17 protein-coding genes are annotated in these 18,704 nt (G+C 64.1%); 6 read left to right on the plus strand and 11 right to left on the minus strand.

Going from position 1 to position 18,704, the window contains the following annotated elements:
- Positions 1 to 87 precede the first annotated feature (87 nt).
- Positions 88 to 522, minus strand: a complete 435-nt coding sequence (locus AC0WR5_RS13525; protein WP_475863852.1) for a hypothetical protein — start codon at positions 520 to 522, stop codon at positions 88 to 90.
- A 515-nt stretch (positions 523 to 1,037) separates the two neighbouring features.
- Here AC0WR5_RS13525 and AC0WR5_RS13530 point away from each other — a divergent pair.
- Entirely contained in the window at positions 1,038 to 1,499 is a 462-nt protein-coding gene (locus AC0WR5_RS13530; RefSeq protein ID WP_475863853.1) for a methylated-DNA--[protein]-cysteine S-methyltransferase, read from the plus strand.
- Positions 1,500 to 1,565: 66 nt separating this feature from the next.
- Here AC0WR5_RS13530 and phaZ read toward each other — a convergent pair whose 3' ends face one another.
- Complete coding sequence (gene phaZ / locus AC0WR5_RS13535) at positions 1,566 to 2,834, minus strand: polyhydroxyalkanoate depolymerase (RefSeq protein ID WP_475863855.1); 1,269 nt, start codon at positions 2,832 to 2,834, stop codon at positions 1,566 to 1,568.
- Between the two features lie 132 nt (positions 2,835 to 2,966).
- On the opposite strand from phaZ, the gene phaC reads away from it, so the two are divergent.
- The 4 genes from phaC (at position 2,967) to AC0WR5_RS13555 (ending at position 7,238) form a co-directional block, all read left to right on the plus strand.
- Positions 2,967 to 4,775 carry a class I poly(R)-hydroxyalkanoic acid synthase gene (gene phaC, locus AC0WR5_RS13540; RefSeq protein ID WP_475863856.1) on the plus strand — a complete coding sequence of 603 codons (1,809 nt, stop codon included), beginning with the start codon at positions 2,967 to 2,969 and terminating at the stop codon, positions 4,773 to 4,775.
- 141 nt (positions 4,776 to 4,916) lie between these two features.
- On the plus strand, positions 4,917 to 5,363 hold the full coding sequence (locus AC0WR5_RS13545) for a phasin family protein (protein ID WP_475863858.1): 447 nt from the start codon (positions 4,917 to 4,919) through the stop codon (positions 5,361 to 5,363).
- A gap of 318 nt (positions 5,364 to 5,681) precedes the next feature.
- Positions 5,682 to 6,251 carry a polyhydroxyalkanoate synthesis repressor PhaR gene (gene phaR, locus AC0WR5_RS13550; protein ID WP_475863860.1) on the plus strand — a complete coding sequence of 190 codons (570 nt, stop codon included), beginning with the start codon at positions 5,682 to 5,684 and terminating at the stop codon, positions 6,249 to 6,251.
- A gap of 6 nt (positions 6,252 to 6,257) precedes the next feature.
- Positions 6,258 to 7,238 (plus strand): LysR family transcriptional regulator, encoded by a 981-nt coding sequence (locus AC0WR5_RS13555; protein ID WP_475863862.1) that lies wholly within the window; start codon positions 6,258 to 6,260, stop codon positions 7,236 to 7,238.
- Here the strand turns inward: AC0WR5_RS13555 and AC0WR5_RS13560 are convergent.
- From AC0WR5_RS13560 to AC0WR5_RS13575, 4 genes are all read right to left on the minus strand, one after another.
- Entirely contained in the window at positions 7,235 to 8,191 is a 957-nt protein-coding gene (locus AC0WR5_RS13560) for an ABC transporter ATP-binding protein (protein WP_475863863.1), read from the minus strand. The two genes, AC0WR5_RS13555 and AC0WR5_RS13560, sit on opposite strands and share 4 nt — an antisense overlap.
- Positions 8,188 to 10,083, minus strand: a complete 1,896-nt coding sequence (locus AC0WR5_RS13565; RefSeq protein ID WP_475863864.1) for a dipeptide/oligopeptide/nickel ABC transporter permease/ATP-binding protein — start codon at positions 10,081 to 10,083, stop codon at positions 8,188 to 8,190. Before AC0WR5_RS13565 ends, AC0WR5_RS13560 begins: the two co-directional genes overlap by 4 nt.
- Entirely contained in the window at positions 10,080 to 11,027 is a 948-nt protein-coding gene (locus tag AC0WR5_RS13570; protein ID WP_475863866.1) for an ABC transporter permease, read from the minus strand. Before AC0WR5_RS13570 ends, AC0WR5_RS13565 begins: the two co-directional genes overlap by 4 nt.
- A 248-nt stretch (positions 11,028 to 11,275) precedes the next feature.
- Positions 11,276 to 12,892 carry an ABC transporter substrate-binding protein gene (locus AC0WR5_RS13575; protein WP_475863868.1) on the minus strand — a complete coding sequence of 539 codons (1,617 nt, stop codon included), beginning with the start codon at positions 12,890 to 12,892 and terminating at the stop codon, positions 11,276 to 11,278.
- Between the two features lie 125 nt (positions 12,893 to 13,017).
- Here AC0WR5_RS13575 and AC0WR5_RS13580 point away from each other — a divergent pair, with 125 nt between their 5' ends.
- Complete coding sequence (locus AC0WR5_RS13580) at positions 13,018 to 13,710, plus strand: DUF1028 domain-containing protein (RefSeq protein WP_475863870.1); 693 nt, start codon at positions 13,018 to 13,020, stop codon at positions 13,708 to 13,710.
- Between the two features lie 122 nt (positions 13,711 to 13,832).
- Here AC0WR5_RS13580 and AC0WR5_RS13585 read toward each other — a convergent pair whose 3' ends face one another.
- The 5 genes from AC0WR5_RS13585 to AC0WR5_RS13605 all read right to left on the minus strand — a co-directional run bounded on the left by AC0WR5_RS13585 (position 13,833) and on the right by AC0WR5_RS13605 (position 18,694).
- The gene (locus tag AC0WR5_RS13585) at positions 13,833 to 14,546 is read right to left on the minus strand and encodes a FadR/GntR family transcriptional regulator (RefSeq protein ID WP_475863872.1); all 714 of its coding nucleotides are present in this window, start codon (positions 14,544 to 14,546) and stop codon (positions 13,833 to 13,835) included.
- A 209-nt stretch (positions 14,547 to 14,755) separates the two neighbouring features.
- The gene (locus AC0WR5_RS13590) at positions 14,756 to 15,766 is read right to left on the minus strand and encodes an ABC transporter substrate-binding protein (protein WP_475869016.1); all 1,011 of its coding nucleotides are present in this window, start codon (positions 15,764 to 15,766) and stop codon (positions 14,756 to 14,758) included.
- A gap of 53 nt (positions 15,767 to 15,819) precedes the next feature.
- Entirely contained in the window at positions 15,820 to 16,665 is an 846-nt protein-coding gene (locus AC0WR5_RS13595; protein ID WP_475863874.1) for an ABC transporter permease, read from the minus strand.
- Between the two features lie 55 nt (positions 16,666 to 16,720).
- Positions 16,721 to 17,641, minus strand: coding sequence for an ABC transporter permease (locus AC0WR5_RS13600; protein ID WP_475863876.1), 921 nt, complete (start codon positions 17,639 to 17,641; stop codon positions 16,721 to 16,723).
- 270 nt (positions 17,642 to 17,911) lie between these two features.
- Positions 17,912 to 18,694, minus strand: coding sequence for an ABC transporter ATP-binding protein (locus AC0WR5_RS13605; RefSeq protein ID WP_475863878.1), 783 nt, complete (start codon positions 18,692 to 18,694; stop codon positions 17,912 to 17,914).
- Positions 18,695 to 18,704: the final 10 nt, after the last annotated feature.

Consider the following 18,704-nt stretch of genomic DNA (forward strand, 5'->3'; position numbering starts at 1 on the left):
CTCTCCCGGCCCACGCAAAACCGCCCCGTCACCGTCAGGTGCGGGGCGTATCCTGTGCTGCCTGGTCTCAGGAGCGGCAGACCGGGGTCAGGCCGGTTCCAGGTCGACGCTTGCAAGCAGCGTCGAGAGCTGCTGCACCAGCATGTAGATCTGAAGATCCTTGCCCGAGGGGGCGGCCCCGCCCGTGCGCGCGGCTTCCGCCACCAGCCCCTGAAACAGGGTTCGGGGATCCAGACCCGCAGGCGCACGCTTGCCGTCGTTCGGCAATGCGATCACTGCGGCTTCGCCGGCCACGACGGCCTCCGATACATCGTCCGCACCATCGGCCACCGCCGAGGTCACCTGGCGTTCCGGCAGAGGCAGGGGCTGCATGTCCACCTTTTCGCTCTGCTCGGGGGCCAGCACCGGAGGCATCTCCGCGCTGACGGTCTGTGTTGGTCGCGTGTCCTGGTCGCCGCTCGCCGGAACGTTCCGGACATCAGTCGGGAACAGGGCACGTCCGGAGGGGTGGATCTCCATCATCTCGCTTGCTCCTACCCGGTATGTTGACGTTATGTTCCAGCTTTGCCCGGAAATCTTAACGCCGTCTTTAATACCATGCAGGTTTCCATCCCGGGCCATGGGGCCGGGGCCCGTGCGGGGCCATTCGAACGCCCCCCACAGGTCAATCGCCGCAGGGGGCCCGGAGAGTTTCTCCCCCGGCCCGTCGCCCGATCATTTCAGGATGGAGCCGACGGCGCAGCCCGCACCGCCCAGCTTCAGAAGTTCCATGCCACCTTTTCGCCGGCCTGCGCCGGCGCGTTTCTTGCCGTGTCTTTCGCCTCGTGCCCTGTCCGGGCATGTCGCCCGGCTCCGCCGGCACCTGGAATGGCCCAGCTGTTAAGATTCACCCTCATGCTGCACTGCAGAGCGCACGCATCGTTAATCCGCGGGTTTCCGGGTCAGCTAAGTCCTGACACCGACGCGATACCGACGTAATACCGACGTGATACCGACGCGCCCCTCAGAGGCCCATTTCGTGCCATCGAAAGGTTAACATGCCCTCTATTCGCATCGACAGTTTCACCGGTCCTCTGCTGCTCGTCGAAACCGCGGGGGCGCTCAGCCGTCTCAGCTGGCGCACCGACTTGCCTGCCGATGGCGAGGCCACGCCCCTGCTGCAGGAGGCCGCGCGCCAGCTCCGGGCCTATTTCGCCGGCGACCTGACGCGCTTCGACCTGCCGCTGCAGGTCGACGGCTCGACGCTGCAACAGGCGGTCTGTGCCCGGATGCAGCGCATTCCCTTCGGTGAAACAGTGACTTATGGCGACATCGCCCGTGAGCTTTCGCAGCCCGCGCAGGCCATCGGGCAGGCTTGCGGCGGCAATCCCCTGCCGGTGATCATCCCCTGTCACCGGGTGCTTGCGGCCAATGGGCTGGGTGGTTTTTCCGGCGAGGGCGGGATCGAGACCAAGGTTGCCCTGCTGCGGCACGAAGGCGCCGCCTCGCTGCTGATCTGAGGGCCCGACAGCAAAACGCCCGCCGGTCAGGCGGGCGCTTTCATCACTTCAAAGGCCTGATGCGGCTCAGGAATTCACCGCCGAAAGCGAGGGCTTCGCCGCGTCGCCGGCGTTCTGGTCGATGAACTCCAGAACCAGCGGCCGGATGTTGTTGCGCCAGGACGAGCCGGCGAAGATGCCGTAATGGCCCGCGCCCGGCTCCACGTGGCTGGCCTTCTTGCTGTCCGGCAGGCCGGTACAGAGGTCCAGGGCCGCGATGCACTGGCCGGGGGCCGAGATGTCGTCCTTCTCGCCTTCCACCGTCTTGACGGCCACGGTGGTGATCTTGCCGATATCCACCTGGTGTCCGTTGATGGTGAAGCAGTTCTTGGCCACCTCGGAGTCCTTGAAGATCCGCTCCACCGTCGACAGGTAGAATTCGGCCGTCATGTCCATGACTGCCAGATATTCATCATAGAAGCGGTTGTGCGGATCGTGATCCGAGGCCTCGCCGCGCGACACCCGCAGGATCTGGTCGGAGAAGGCCTTTGCGTGCCGATCCATGTTCATCGAAATGAAGGAGCTGAGCTGCAACAGGCCGGGATAGACCCGGCGGCCGATGCCCTTGTACTTGGTGCCAACGCGCTGGATCATCATCTCTTCCAGCTGCCCCATCGACACGCGGTTGCCGAAATCGGTCACTTCGGTCGGGGTTGCGTCGGGGTCGATCGGGCCGCCGATCAGCGTCATGGTCCGCGGCTGGCTCTCCGGGAAGATCTCGGCCAGGTAGGCCGTGGCCACCAGCACCAGGGGCGCCGGCTGGCAAACCGCGATCACGTTCGTGTCGGGGCCGAGCTCCTTCATGAAATCGACGCAGTAGAGCGTGTAGTCCTCGATATCGAACTTGCCCTCGCTCACCGGAATGTCGCGGGCATTGTGCCAGTCGGTGATATAAACCTCGGCGTCGGGCAGAAGTGAAACCACGGTCGACCGCAGGAGGGTCGCGTAATGGCCTGACATGGGCGCCACGAGGAGAATCTTGCGCTTGCGCTCTTCCCGATCCTGCACGTTAAAGTGGATCAGGTCACCGAAGGGGCGTTCGATGACTTTCTCGACGGAAACCAGGTGATCCCGGCCATCTTCGCAGGCCACGGAATGAATGCCCCAGTCAGGCTTGGCGACCATTCTCTTGTAGGCACGCTCGGTCACCTCGCCCCAGGCCGCCATCATGGTCAGCATCGGGTTGGGCGTCAGGGCGAAGGCAGGGTAGGACGCAAAGCTCAGCGCGGACGATCCCATCCATTGCTGGGTATTGCGTATCGTCTCCATAAGATCGTAGCTTGCCAGAAAGCGCATAGGTGTCTCCTTTTTGCGGGGCAAACCCGGCGGTTAGGGTGCAATCTGCTCTGCGGGCGCGGGCCGGATGAAGTTTCCGCGGCCCAGCATCGCAAAATGCTGCAAAGCAGAAAATAGGGGGGAATCGTTTACATGACAACACAAGAGACCTCTGAGGAGCTTACGACTTCCGGCGAACATCTGGATAAACTTAGCGAAAATCTCGCCAGGGTTGAGGAGCTCACGCAGCGACTTCTCGCTGCAATACAGCAAAAAGGCAGTAGCAATCCGGCACTTAATGGCCCCGATCCCGCGCTTTTCAGCAAGGCCGCCGGCGCCTACTGGGCCGAGATGATGCAAAATCCCGCGCGAATCTTCGAGCATCAGCTCGAATATTGGGGCAAATCAGTTAAGCATTTCCTAGAAGCGCAGCAGGCGCTCGCCACAGGCAAGCTCCAGGCGCCCCTGGACAACGGCCCGGCAGACCCGCGCTTCAACAATCCGCTGTGGAAGACGCATCCCTACTTCAACTACATCAAGCAGCAGTACCAGCTGAATGCCGAGGCCATCACCCGCGCGGTAGACGATGCTGAGGACATGGACAGCGTCGAGAAGACCCGGCTGAAATATTTCGCCAGCCAGATCATAGACATGATGGCGCCCACGAACTTTCTCGCCACCAACCCGGATGCGCTTGAGCGCGCGATCGAGACCGAGGGCGAAAGCCTCGTCAAGGGGCTGGAAAACCTCGTGGCCGACCTCGAGCGCAACAACGGCGAGATGCTGGTGCGCCTGGCCGACGACAGCGAATTCGACATCGGCGGCAATGTTGCCACCGCCCCCGGAGAGGTTGTCTATCGCAACCGCATGCTGGAACTGATCCAGTATGCACCCAGCACCGAGCAGGTGCACGCCACGCCGCTCATCCTCTTCCCGCCCTGGATCAACAAGTTCTACATCCTTGATCTCAAGGAGAAGAACTCGCTGATCCGCTGGATCGTCGATCAGGGCTACACGCTCTTTGTCGTCTCCTGGGTGAACCCTGATGCCAGCTATCGCGACGTGGGCCTCGAGGACTACATCGAAGACGGCTACCTCGCCGCCATCGACCAGGTGAAGCAGATCACCGAACAGGACCAGGTCAATGCCGTCGGCTACTGCATCGGGGGCACGACGCTCAACCTGGTGCTCTCCCTGCTCAAGCATCGCGGCGATGCATCGGTTAAATCCGCCACCTTCTTTACCACCCTCACCGACTTTTCCGACCAGGGCGATTTCACCCCCTTCCTGCAGAACGATTTCGTCGACGGTATCGAGGCAGAGGTCGCCGCCGCCGGCATGATGCGCAGCCATATCATGGCGCGCACCTTCTCCTTCCTGCGCGCAAACGACCTCGTGTATCGCCCGGCGATCCGCTCCTACATGATGGGTGAGACGCCTCCGGCCTTCGACCTGCTGTTCTGGAACGGCGATGGCACCAATCTGCCGGCAAAGATGGCGATGCAATACCTGCGCAAGCTCTGCCAGCAAAACGCCTTCGTGACCGAGGGTATCGAACTGCTCGGCGAACGGCTGCACGTCAGCGACGTGACCTTGCCGATCTGTTCTATCACCTGCGAGACCGACCATATCGCGGCCTGGCGCAGCGCCTATCGCGGCTTCATGCAGACCGGCGCGACCGACCGCACGTTCATCGTGTCCCAATCGGGCCATATCGCCGGCATCGTGAACCCGCCGTCAAAGAAGAAGTACGGCCATTACGTGAACCCGGATCTGCCCCCCTCGGCAGAGGAATGGATGGCCGGCGCCAGCTTCACGCCAGGCTCCTGGTGGCCGCGCTGGGAGAGCTGGCTCGCACCCCGCTCCGGTCCCATGATCGCGGCGCGCGAACCGGGCGATGCGACTCACCCGAGCCTCTGTCCTGCGCCGGGTACTTACGTCAAGGCCGCACTCCCTGTCTGACCAGACACCTATGTATCTGCAAATGCGGTTTTTTCTGCGGCGCAGAAAAAAGTCTTGATTTGCTGCAGTGCAGCATCCATACTGTAAGGGACTTCAAAAGACCCCGGGCTCTCGGGCCCACTGCCAGAAGAGGATGGACTAATGGCAAAGACCCAAGACTTCTCCGCGATCATGAAAGACTTCATGGGCGCATTCCCTGTCGACACTTCCGCCATGGAAGACGCGTTCAAGACGCAGGCTTCCCTGGGCGAGAAACTCTCGGCCGTCGCAATCGACGCCGCAGAGAAATCGACCGACCTGTCCACCAAGTGGACCAAGGACACCCTGACCAAGGTGAGCGAGCTGGCCAAGGCCAAGACCGAACCGGCCGATTACGCCAAGGCAATGACCGATTTCGCGTCTTCCTTCGCGGAGATGTCGGCAGAGCACATGGCTGCCTTCGCCGAAGTCGCCAAGAAAGTTCAGACCGACACCGTCGAACTGATGATGGCAGCCGGGAAGGACATGACCGAAGAAGCTTCGGCCGCTGTTCAGAAGGCCACCAAGGACGCCACCGCGGCCGCCAAGAAGGCAACCGCTGCGAAGTAAGGCGCCAGGAACTCCCGCGCCCTAGTGCTCCTCCCCTTTTCCGGGGCGCGATTTGAGAGGGCGGGTCTTCGGACCCGCCCTTGTTTTTGTCCGGGATTATTTGTCTGGGGCCGATCACGCATGGGCTTGCGTGCCATGTGCGCGCGGCCTTGCACAGGCGCGCTGTCCGGCCCGCGGCACATACCGCCGCGTATGGTTTCTGCATCTGCAGCACACCGTGCGGCGTGCCTGTCGCCGGGGCAGCAATCACAACGCTTTCCTTTTGCCAGACAGTGCTCTACGCTTTTCTGCAGCGCTGCATCTTCGGGAGGGAAACCAGTGGCAGAAACCGAGTCCCCGCTTCTGATCAAACGCTACGCGTCGCGCCGGCTCTACAATACCGAAACAAGCGATTACGTGACGCTTGAGGATATCTCCGGCTTCATCCGCGATGGCCGAGAGGTGCAGATCGTTGATCTGAAATCCGGCGATGACCTGACGCGCCAGTACCTTCTGCAGATCATTGCAGAACACGAGAGCCGGGGTGAGAACGTCCTGCCGCTCAACGTGCTGACCGACCTCGTCCGCAGCTATACCAACAGTGCCGGATCCGTGGTGCCGCAGTTCCTTGCCGCCTCCTTCGAGATGCTGCGTGACGGGCAGTCGAAAATGATGGAGAACATGGAAAAGATGAACCCGATGATGGCCAACATGCCCGGGTTCGAGGCCATGCAGGCGCAACAGGAAGCCTTCATCAAGGCGATGACCGGCGGCTTTGCCGGCAACTGGAGCGCCCCTGCCCGCGAAGGCGAGGAAGCCACCGGAGAGGCCAGCGCCGCCGGCCAGGATCTCGACCAGATCAAGAAGCAGCTCGCCGACCTGCAGCAGAAACTCTCCAAGCTGAGCTGAGGCGCGATGACCGGCAGCCCCGGGCGGATCACCCTCTGGGGGATCGAGGTCTTCGTGGCCACCGCCGAGGAGCGCTCGATCTCGGCCGCCGCTCAGCGCCTAGGCGCCAGCCCCTCTGCCGTCTCCCAGCAGCTCACCAATCTCGAGGCCGCCCTCGAGGTCACTTTGCTTGTCCGCTCGACACGTCCGGTTGAACTGACCCCGGCCGGCGAGGCCTTTCGGCGACGCGCTCAACTGATCCTGAACGAGGCCGCCCAGGCCCGCGCCGAGCTTGCCGTGGCAGGCGCCGGCCCCACGCTCACCCGGCTGCGCCTGGGTATGATCGAGGACTTCGAGGGCGACATCACGCCCGACCTACTCACCCGTATGGCCGAGGACCTGACCGGCTGCCGCTTCCTGCTGGAAACCGGGGCCAGCCACGTGCTCTATGATCAGCTCGAGGCCCGTGCCCTCGACGTGATCGTCGCCGCCGAAACAGGCAGCCCCGCCGGTTGGGCCGAAGTACATCCGATCCTGACAGAAGGCTTCGTGGTGGCCACGCGACGCGGCACCGTAGATCCCGCCCGCCCGCTGCTGCGCCAGCTCAAGACCCAGCCGATGATCCTCTATACCACGCGGCACTACATGGGCCGGCTGATTGCCACCCACCTGGCACAACAGAACCTGCGCCTTGATCACCGGTTCGAGCTCGACAGCTATCACGCCATTCTGGCCATGGTCGGCGCCGGTACCGGCTGGACGATCCTGCCGCCGCTGGCACTGCTCCGCGCGCGCCGTTTCCTCGGTGATCTCGCCATTCACGAGCTGCCCTTTGCGCCCCTCTCCCGCAACATCGTGCTGACGGCACGACAAGGTGTGCTGGGCGATTTGCCCGGCCGGATTGCCTCCGAGCTGCGTGGTCTGCTGCACAGAATCTCGGACGACATGTCGCCAGAAGACGTTCCTGGGCTCACCCGCTCCGTCACTATCAGTGACGAATGCGCCTAGCCTTCCAGCGGGTGATAGCAGGCCACCCGGTGCCCGACCTCGGGCAACAGCACCGGCGGCGCAACCCCGCACTCTTCCGTCGCATGCGGGCAGCGCGCCTTGAAGGCACAGCCCACGGGCGGGTTCAGCGGATCGGGCAGCTCGGTCTCGCGCCCCTCGGGCGCAGTCAGGGGGCGCCCTACTACCGGGGCAGAATTGGCCAGCAGCTGGGTATAGGGATGCTTCGGTGCACGAAAAATCTCCTCCGCCGGACCGACCTCTACTACCGCCCCGAAGTACAGCACCGCCACCCGGTCGCTCACTGCCTCCACCACCGCCAGGTCGTGGCTGATGAACAGGTAGGTCAGGCCCAGTTCCGCCTTCAGGTCCGCCAGCAGGTTCAGGACCTGCGCCTGCACCGAGACGTCGAGCGCGCTGACCGGCTCATCGAGGATCAGGATCTTGGCCTCTGCTGCCAGCGCCCGCGCGATGCCGATCCGCTGTGCCTGCCCGCCCGAGAACTCGTGCGGGTAACGATCGAGGAATTCCTCTCGCAGGTTCACCGCTGCAAATATCTCACCGATCCGCTTCTCGCGCGCTGCCTTTTCCATGCCGTGCAACCGTTTCAGCGGCGCTTCCATGACCTGCCGGATGGTCTTGCGCGGGTTCAGGCTGCTGATCGGATCCTGGAAGACGTATTGGATCTTCTTGCCGAACTCCGCCGGATCGGCATTGTCGAGCGGCGTGCCGTTGATCTCTATCGTGCCCTCGCTCGGGGGCAGCAACCCCACCAGCATCCGCGCCAGTGTCGACTTGCCACAGCCGCTCTCGCCCACGATGCCGAGTGTCTCGCCCTGCTGCACCACCAGGTCGACGGGCTGCACCGCATGCACCACGCCCTTGGGCTTGCCGAACAGCCGCTTGCCCACCCGAAAGCTCTTGGACAGACCGTCGAGTTTCAGAACTTCACTCATGCCACGGCCTCCCGCTTCACGTCCGCTTCCGGGTAGAGGCAGCGCACCGCGCGGGCGCCCTGCCCTTCAAGTGCCACATCGCCCTGCCTGCATTCGTCGCGCGCCTTCAGGCAGCGCGGCGCAAAGGCACAGCCGGGATCCAGCTTGTCCACAGCGGGCGGCAGGCCGGGAATGGCCTCCAGCTTGCGCCGCCCCTCGCCGAGTTCAGGCACGCAGGCGATCAGCCGCTTGGTATAGGGATGCGCCGGCGCGGCCAGCACCGCCCCGGTCGGACCCTGCTCCACGATCCGGCCGGCATACATCACCGACACCCGGTCACAGAGCTGTGCCACCACGCCGAAATCATGGGTGATGAAGACGATGGCCAGCCCCCGCTCGCGCCGCAGGTCATCCAGCAGCGAAAGGATCTGCGCCTGCACTGTCACGTCCAACGCCGTGGTCGGCTCGTCCGCGATGATCACGTCGGGATCGTTTGCCAGCGCCATGGCGATACCAACGCGTTGGCGCATGCCGCCCGACATCTCGTGCGGAAAGCTGTTCGCGCGGCTCTCGGCATTCGGTATGCGCACCTGCTTCAGCAGGTCCACCGCCCGGCCCCAGGCCTCCTTCTTGCCCACCGAATGGTGGCTCCGGATCGCCTCGACGATCTGGTCGCCGACCTTGTAGAGCGGGTGCAGCGTCGCCAGCGGATCCTGGAAGATATAGGCGATCCGATCGCCGCGCAGACGTCGCAGCGTCTCGTAATCCGCCCCGATCAGGTCTTCGCCATTGTAGCGCGCGGCCCCGCCGGTGATCACGCCCGGCGGCGAGGCGACAAGCCCCATGACCGACAGGGCGGTCACGGACTTGCCGCTGCCGCTCTCGCCGATCACACCCAGGCATTCGCCCGGCTTCACCTGCAGGCTCACGCCACCCACAGCCTTGTAGATGCGGTCCTTCACATGGAATTGCGTCTGTAGATCCTCGAGGCTCAGCACCGCGCCCTGGGCTTCGGGCGTGGCAAGGGGCACCGCGCGATCCTTGGCCACTCGCGTGGCGGCCATCGGCCGGCTCAATGCGCCCGAGCGCAGGCGCGGGTCGAGCGCGTCGCGCACCCCGTCGCCCAGCAGGTTGATGCCCATGACGATGATCAGGATCATCGCCCCCGGCACGATCGAGGTATGCGGATTGGTGATCAGGGCCGAGCGCGCCTCGCCAAGCATGCTGCCCAGGTCAGCCTGCGGCGGCTGGCTACCAAGCCCTAGAAAGGACAGCCCCGCCGTCTCCAGGATCATCCAGCCAATGGTCGTGGACATGGCGATCACGATCACCGGGATGACGTTGGGCAGGATCTCTCCCAGGATGATCCGCGTGTGCCCCATCCCTGCCAGCCGCGCCGCATCGACGAACTCGCGATTGGCCAGGCCGACGGTCACCCCGCGGATGTTGCGGGCAAAGAATGGGATGTTCACCACCGCGACGGCGATCAGCGCATTGATCAGCCCGGGCCCGAGCGCGGCGACGATGGCCAGGGCCAGAAGGATGTAGGGAAAGGCCATCAGCATGTCGATGGCCCGCATCATCAGGTTGTCGGTGGTGCCGCCGAAATAGCCGGAGATGATGCCGAAGGCCGCCCCCACCAGCGCCGCAAAGATCGCGGCGGCAAAGCCCACCGCAAGGCTCAGGCGCGTGCCCCAGAGCAGACGGCTGAGCTGGTCGCGGCCCAGGTGGTCGGTGCCCAGCAGGTGCCCTTCGCTCAGGACAGGCAGGAAACGGTCGGCGGTATTGGTGACGTTGGGGGCCTGCAGCGGCAGCAACGGGGTGATCAGGGCCAGGACCACCACGGCGATGATCAGAACTGCCCCCACGGCGGCCAGTCGATTGCGGAACAGAAGGGTCGCGAATTGCCTCATGTCTTGATCCTCGGGTCCAGCATGCTCTGGGCGACATCCACCGCAATGTTGAACAGAACATAGCAGGCTGCCACGAAGACCACGCCGCCCTGCACCAGCAGGATGTCACGTTTCAGGATGGCATCGACCAGCATCCGCCCCACGCCCGGCCACTGAAAGACCATCTCGATATAGACAGCGCCCGACAGGACGAACCCCGCCTGGATGCCCAGCACCGGAATGATGCTGACCATGGCCGAGCGCAGTGCGTGGCTCCAGATCACCCGGCGCTCGTTCACGCCCTTGGCACGCGCGGTGCGGATATAGTCCTGTCGCAGCACTTCCAGCATCGCGCCCCGCGACAGCCGCGCCACCACGCCGGTGGCGACCGCCGCCAGGGCGACCGAGGGCATGAAGAGGTGATGCACCACGTCCCAGAACCCTCCGCCCCCGTACGGCATCTTCATCCCCGAGACCGGGAACCATTTCAGGTCGACGGCAAAGATCAGGATCATCATCATCCCGAGAAAGAAGCTGGGGATCGAGATCCCCAGGAGAACCACGAAGGTGATCGACTTGTCGGCCCAGCCGTATTGGTTCGCCGCGCTGATCACCCCGGCCGCGATCCCGAAGAGGGCGCAGAGCACGAAGGCCGTGCCCGCCAGCAGCAGCGTGGCGCTGAACCGGTCCAGGATCTCGTCCAGAACCGGGCGGTTGAGCGCGAATGAGGTTCCGAAATCGCCCCGCAGCATGTTGCCAAGCCAGATGAAGTAACGCTGCACCAGCGGCGCATCGAGACCCAGGTCCGCGTTCAGCTTGGCAACGTTCTCGGGGGTGGCATAGCTGCCCAGGATGGCGGTCGCCGGATCGCCCGGGATCATCGCCATGATCAGAAACACGATCACGGTGATGCCCAGCAGAACCGGGATGGCCGACAGCAGCCGTTTCAGGATGTAGCCTGTCATGGGTGTCTCCCTTGCTGGGGCCGCACCGCCGCGCGGCACCGCCCTCTGGCTCGCGCATCATTGCGCAGGTCATGGGCCCTGGAAACATTTCCGGCCCCGGTGCCGCGACACACCCGCCGAAGGGACAGCAGGCAGCCGCGTGGATGTGCGCCGGGGCCGGCAGGGTCCGCCCTCCCCGCGCAACAGGCCGCGGGGCTGGCAGGGGTGGGTCCGGCCAACGGCTTCGGACCCGCGTGGTCAAGGTGGGGTCAGTTCTTGACCACGTCCTTCAACAGCAGGAAGAACGAGGGCTGCAGCTCGAAATTCTCGACCTGCGTATTGCTGACGGCGTTCTGCTTCCAGTTTGCCACGAAGACCCAGGGCGCATCGTCCTTCACGATGGCCGACATCTCCTTGTAGAGCGCGGCGCGTTCGTCCTGGCTGGTAGCAACCCGCGCCCTCTCGAGCAATTCGTCGACCTTCGGATTGGAGTAGTAGCCCGAGTTGAAGCCACCTTGGTCCGGCCATGCCGCGCTGCGCAGGGTCAGGAAGGGCAGCGTGTCGGGGTCGTTGGTCATCCAGGCCATCTCGGCCATGTCCGCCTTGCCCTCCAGACCGGGGTTCACATTGCCGAGGAAGGTGTTCCACTCGTAGGTCTCGATATCCACGTCGAAGCCCACGGCCTCCAGATCCGCCTGGATCGCGGTGCCCATGGCGATCGGGTCCAGCATGCCCGAGCCGCCCTCAGTGACATAGAAGGTGACGTGGGGCGCATCGACACCGGCCTCCGCCAGCAGCTCCCTGGCCTTCTCGGGGTCATAGGGATAGGGCTCCATGTCCGGGTCATAGGCCCAGGCAAAAGCCGGGGCCACCGGGCCCGCCGCCACTTCCGCCGTGCCTTCCAGCACGTCGTTCACGAGGGCTTCCTTGTTGACGGCATAGTTCGCCGCCTGACGCACCAGCTTGTCGGCAAAGGGGCCTTCCTTAGCGTTCAGGATCAGGAACCAGACGTGCGGCCCGGCCTGTTCGTAGATCTTGTAATCGTCGTTCTGAAATTCCGACAGCGCCACCGGAGGCACCTCGACCATCAGGTCGATACCGCCTGCCAGCATCTCGGCGGTGCGGGTGTTGGCATCGCTGATCGGGCGGAAGACAACGGTCTCGAGCTCCGGCGCACCGTCCCAGTAGTCCTCGTTCGCGGTCAGGATCACATGCTCGTTCGAGGCCCATTCCTCGAACTTGAAGGGACCGGTCCCCACCGGGTTGCGGCCAAAATCACTGCCGTCCTTTTCCACGGCCGTGGGCGACACCAGCAGCCCCGTCGGATAGGCAAGGTTCGACAGGAAGGGCGCAAAGGGCGCGCTCAGGGTGAACTTCACCGTCAGGTCGTCCACGGCCTCGACCGTGTCGATTGACGAGAAGAAGAAGGCCAGCGGGAAGGGGCCCGTGTCGTGATAGGGGTGGCCCTCGTCCAGCATCCGGTCGAAATTGAACTTCACCGCCTCGGCATTGAAGGGCGTGCCATCGTGGAACTCTACCCCTTCGCGCAGGTGGAAGGTGTACTCCGTTCCGTCCTCGCTGATGTCCCAGCTCTCGGCCAGCGCCGGCTCGACCTCAAGCGTGCCGTCCTTGTAGCGCACCAGCCCGTCATAGACGTTCATCAGGATGCGGAAGTCGTTCACGGCCGTGACAGCAGCCGGGTCCAGCGCCTTCGGCTCGGCAATCTGGCCGATGATCAGTACCCCGGGAGGAGTCTTCGCCATGGCCGGCGCGGCACCGGTCAGCGCACCCAGGGCCAGGGTCATCGCGACACCCGCTCCCAGCACGCCGCGCCGGCTCCAGTTCAGAACGCCCGAGATGTTTCCCGAATATTTTCCCTGTGACATGAGCCTCTCCTCTCTCGCGGGGCTTCACTTATTAATCATGATAAATTGAAGTCATCCAAATTTTCATGATAAATTCAAGAGGCATTCCCGCCGAACTCCCCCGGAACGACAAACGGAGCCCCTGCATGACCTTTTCCATCCTCGCCCGTGACGCGGAAACAGGCAGACTCGGAGGTGCCGCCGCGACCGGCTCCCTCTGCGTGGGGGGCTGGGTTCTGCGCGGATGTGTGCTCTCGGGACTCTCCGCCAGCCAGGGCACATCGCCCTCGACCCTTTGGGGAGAAGGGGTTCTGCACGAAATGAAGGGGGGCTCGAGCGCAGCTCGTGCGGTCGAACATCTCGCCGCGCCAGACGCCGGCAAGGCCCATCGCCAACTGACCGCCCTCGATCTCACCGGGGGGACCGGCGCCTTTACCGGCACATCTTCCGTGCCGGCCTGCGGACACCGTTCGGCACCGGGCGTGGTGGTGGCCGGCAACATGCTCACGTCCGAATCGGTGCTCGACGCCGTGCTTGAAACCTTTCTTTCAAGCACCGGGTCCATGGATCGGCGCCTGCTCGATGCCCTCCAGGCTGGTGAAAAAGCAGGCAGCGACAGCCGGGGGCTCCTGTCCGCCGCCCTGCTCTGCCTCGGCCGCGACATGGCCCCCCTCACCCTGCGGATCGACTGGTCCGAGACTCCCCTCGACGATCTCCACGCCCTGCACCAACGAGCCACGACCGGTCGCTACGCCGAATGGGGTCAGCTGGTGCCCACCCACGACGCCCCTTTCAGCGCCCCGACCCCGGAGGATTTCGTCCGCCTGGAAGGCGAGTGACGCGCCTTCACCTTTCCTGAAATACTCACGCTGCAGCGCCGGAAACCGCGCTCGCGCGCGGTGCCTCCGGCGGGAGGTATTTTGGGGAAAGATGAAACCAGGGGCAGCTTTGCCCCGCCATGTCAGGCCGGCAGGAAGCGCTTCAGCATCAGGGCCTCCTGGCCCTCCATGAGCGCCTCGGCCGTCGCCATGTGATCGGCCATCACCAGGCGCGCGCGATCCGGATCGCCGCGCCGCAGGGCATCGATCAGCTCGCGCTGATAGGCCACGCCACGTTCGCGCAACTCGCTGTTCGGCGGTTCGTAGAGCCGGCGATAGACCGTCAGGTCACCCAGGATCTGCGCCATGAACCCGATGACGAAGCCCAGCAACTCGTTCTCGGCATATTCCGCCAGCAGCTGGTGGAAGCGCAGCGACTGCACGTGCTGTTCGCGCTCCTCTTCCAAGTCGGCGGCCGGGTGGTCGTAATGCGCGGTCACCGCCTCCAGCGACTCGACCTGGACAGGCGAAAGCTTGCCCGCCAGCGAGGCGGCCAGCTCCGGCTCCAGCCAGCGGCGCATCTGGTAGATGTCCTTCATGGTCAGGTCACGGAAATAAAAGTAATTGCCCAGCAGCGCCCGTGCCCGCTCCTGAGAGACCTCGTGCACGAAACTGCCGCCGCCCGGGCCTGTGCGCGTCTTGACCAGGCCCTGCGCCTCGAGGATGCGCATGGCCTCGCGGATGGTCCCCTTGGACATGCCGAAGCGCTCGATCATCTCGGCTTCGCCCGGCAACCTGTCGCCCATGCGCAAACGCTGCTCGACGACCCAATCCTTGATCTGGTCGGCCACGATCACCGGGCGCGACCGGCGCGCGCCCGTTCCCGCCGCCGTACCGTTGCCGGATTTCCCGCTTGCGTCCGCTATGGTCCCACTCCTACCCGGCGGGATCTGCCGCCTGGCGTCCCCGGGTTCGTTCAATTGATCATGATGAATGCGGAACCTGTCAGGAAAAAGGCCGGGACGCAATGCCCGGCCTTTCCAGAGTGTCGTGATCGTCGTTCGGATCAGTTGCCGGCCAGGGCCGCGTCGGTGATCTCCAGGGTATAGGCGCCTTCGGGCTCCTTGGTGATTGCAGGGTTCTCGGAGGAGACCGAGGAGAGCAGCGTCTTGACGGTCTGCTCGTAATCGGCCGGATCCAGTGCCCCGTTGCTGCCCGCGGTCAGCTTGGCCACTTCGCCCATCATGTATTCCTGGTGCTCCAGCGTCTGGGCGCCGGTTTCATCGTATTCAAGCACGATCTCGGCCGCCTCGTCGGGATGTTCCTCGGCGTATTTCCAGCCCTTCATGCTGGCAGCCACGAAACGCTCCATCTGGTCGACGAAAGCCGGGTCTTCCAGCTTGTCTTCCATGACATAGAGCCCGTCTTCGAGCATGCCGAAGCCCATGTCGAGATAGTTGAAGTTCACCAGCTCGTCTTCGGTGATGCCGGCATCGAGAACCTGACCGTACTCGTTATAGGTCATGGTCGAGATGCAGTCGGCCTGGCCCTGGATCAGCGGATCGGCCGAGAAGGCCTGCTTGATCACGGTCACGCCGCCTTCGGAGCCGTCGGTCGGAATGCCCAGGTTCGCCATCCAGGCATAGAACGGATATTCATTGCCATAGAACCAGACGCCCAGGGTGTGGCCCGGGAAATCCTCGGGGGTCTCGATGCCGCTCGATTTCAGGCAGGTCAGTTGCAGGCCGCCGGTCTTGAAGGGCTGGGCGATATTGACCAGCGGCACGCCGCGTTCGCGGGCGGCGAGCGCCGCGGCCATCCAGGTGGTGATGACATCGGCGCCACCGCCGGCGATCACCTGCTCGGGCGCGATGTCGGGGCCACCGGCCTTGATGTCGACGTCCAGGCCGGCTTCGTCGTAGAAGCCCTTGCTGTCGGCCACGTAGTAGCCGGCGAACTGTGCCTGCGGCACCCACTTCAGCTGCAGAGTCAGCGCGTCGTTGGCCGAGGCGCCGGTGGCAACGGCACTAAGGCCCATGGCGCTCAGGGCCGCGGCCCCTGCGATCCGGTATTTCATGATATTTGCTCCCATGTTGGTCTTCTTCAGTTGGTTTTGTTTTTGCGCAATTGTCACTTGCGCTGTGACGGGTGCCAGAAGGTCACCCAGTGCTCGATCAGGGCAATGAGCCCGTAAAAGAGCGATCCGGCCACGGCGGCGACAAAGATCTCGGCCCAGACCATGTCCAGCGCCAGCTGCCCCACCGATGTTGAGATACGAAAGCCCATGCCCGCAATCGGCGACCCGAAGAACTCGGCGACAATCGCACCGATCAGCGCGAGCGTCGATGAAATCTTCAGCCCGTTGAAGATGAAGGGCATGGCTGCCGGCATGCGCAGTTTCCACAATCCCTGCCAATAGCTTGCGGCCCAGGTCTTCATTTGGTCGCGCTGCATGGCGGTGGTCTCCTGCAGGCCGGCGGTGATGTTCACCAGCATCGGAAAGAACACCATCACCGCGACAACGGCGGCCTTCGACTGCCAGTCATAACCATACCACATCACCAGGATCGGCGCGATGCCGACCACCGGCAGGGCCGCGACGAAACTGCCCACGGGCAGGATGCCCCGGCGCAGGAAATCGCTCATGTCGACGATGATCGCCACGACGAAGGCCGCGCAACAGCCGATGAGATAGCCCGAGAGCGCCCCCTTCAGGAAGGTCTGGATGAAATCGCCCCAGAGCAGCGGGGCGCTGTCGCCAACCTTGACGGCAATCTGGCTCGGCGCCGGCAGGATGACCATCGGAAGGGCCAGGCCCCGCACGATCATCTCCCACATGGCAACGAGGGTGAGGCCGAAGATGATCGGTACGATCAGCTTGACGGCGTTGAAGTCCCTGGCCGGGCCGTTGGCCAGGCGGGCATTCACCCACCAGGCCACGGCCCAGAGGATCAGCGCGCCTGCAACAAGTGCCATGGGGTGCCCTCCTTCTTCTCGGTTGCCTGTTGCGGGGCTATGTGTGTCACGATGCTCATTGCGCCAGCCCCATGCGTTTCAGGGTCACCTTCTCCACGGCACCGATGATGGCCACCAGCACGGCCGCCAGGATCGCCGTGGCAAAGAGCGCCGACCAGATCTGAGTGGTCTGGCCATAATAGCTCCCGGCGAGCAGCCGCGCGCCAAGCCCCTGCCCGCCACCTGCCGGCAGTTCGGCGACGATCGTGCCGACCAGCGAGGACGCGACGCCGATCTTCAGCGAGGCGAAGAGATAGGGCGCCGAGGCCGGCATCCGCAGTTTCCAGAAGGTCTGGTTGCGGGTCGCGCTCCAGGTCCGCATCTGGTCAAGCTCCATCGGCGACGGGGCACGCAGCCCCTTCACCATGCCCACGACGACGGGAAAGAAGCTCAGGTAGGCCGAGATGATAGCCTTGGGGATCAACCCCTGGATGCCGATGGAATTCAGCACGACGATGATCATCGGCGCGATGGCCAGGATCGGAATGGTCTGGCTGGCAATCGCCCAGGGCATTACCGACATATCCATGGCCCGCGAATGCACGATCCCCACGGCCAGCAGCACGCCCGCCGCGGCCCCGATGACAAAGCCCAGCAGCGTGGCGCTCAGCGTCACCCAGCCATGGAAGACCAGACTGCGCTTGCTGGTGGGCTTCACCTGCATGGTGCTTTTCCACAGCTCCTGCACCACCTGGTGCGGCGCGGGCAGGCGCGGCTTGGCCTGGTCCCAGGTATCCACCCAGACACCGGGGTTCTGCAGCGCCAGCTGGATCGAGGACATGTCGCGCCGTGCGGCGGTGCCCTCGGGGCTGATCACCGCGCCCTGACGTTCGGCCGTGGTCAGGGCAAATTTCACGTTCATCGGAATGGCGGCGACGTACCAGAAGGCGACGATCATCGCCACGACGGTCAGGACCGGCAGCAACCATCGCTTCATGGTGCCGCCCTCCCCCATTCATCTTTCTTCAAATACGGATGTCGAACTGCCTGCCGCTGTGGCGACATCCGTATTTTAGGAAAGATGAAACCAATATCAGCTTCAATGCCCATGCGGTACAGGCTGCCGAGCCGATGACCGCGAAAGGTGAAAAGGGAGCTCGCGTCCCTACCCAAACCGCGGGGCGGCTCCGGGGCGCGGCGGGCAAGTACCGCGGCCCGGGCCGCAGTGCGCGGCGCGCCCTTCGGCCCTGGTACGTCCGTCACAGGATCAGTCATATGCATGCCCCGCACGCAGCCCCTCTCGCACACGGTGCGCGATCTCGAGGAATTCCGGCGTGTCGCGGATTTCCAGCGGGCGTTCCTTCGGCAGGGTACTTTCGATCACGTCGGTGATCCGGCCCGGACGGGGCGACATCACCACGATCTTCGTCGAGAGGTAGACCGCCTCGGGGATCGAGTGGGTGACGAATCCTATGGTCTTCTCCGTCCGCGCCCAGAGCTTCAGAAGCTCCTCGTTCAGGTGGTCGCGCACGATCTCGTCCAGCGCCCCGAAGGGTTCGTCCATCAGCAGGATCTGCGCATCGAATGCCAGCGCGCGCGCGATGGACGCGCGCTGCTGCATGCCGCCCGAAAGCTGCCAGGGATATTTCTTGCCGAAACCCGCCAGGTCGACCAGCTCGAGCACCTTTTCCACCCGCTTGTCCTGCTCGGACTTGGAAAAGCCCATGATCTCCAGCGGCAGCTTGATGTTGCCGGCAATCGTGCGCCACGGATAGAGCCCTGCCGCCTGGAAGACATAGCCATAGGCCCGCGCCTGGCGGGCATTGTCGGGTGTCATGCCGTTGACGGTCAGCGTGCCGCCCGTCGGTTCCTCCAGCGCCGCAATGCAGCGCAGGAAGGTTGTCTTGCCACAGCCCGACGGCCCGATGAAGCTGACGAAGTCGCCCTTGTTGATCTCAAGGTTCACGTCCTTCAGCGCCTGCACGGGGCCGTCGTTGGTCTGGAAGGTAAGATCGAGGCCACGGGCCTCGATCACGGGTACTTGTGTCACGCAGATCCCC

It is taken from the genome of Pseudooceanicola sp. DL12 (assembly GCF_056270665.1).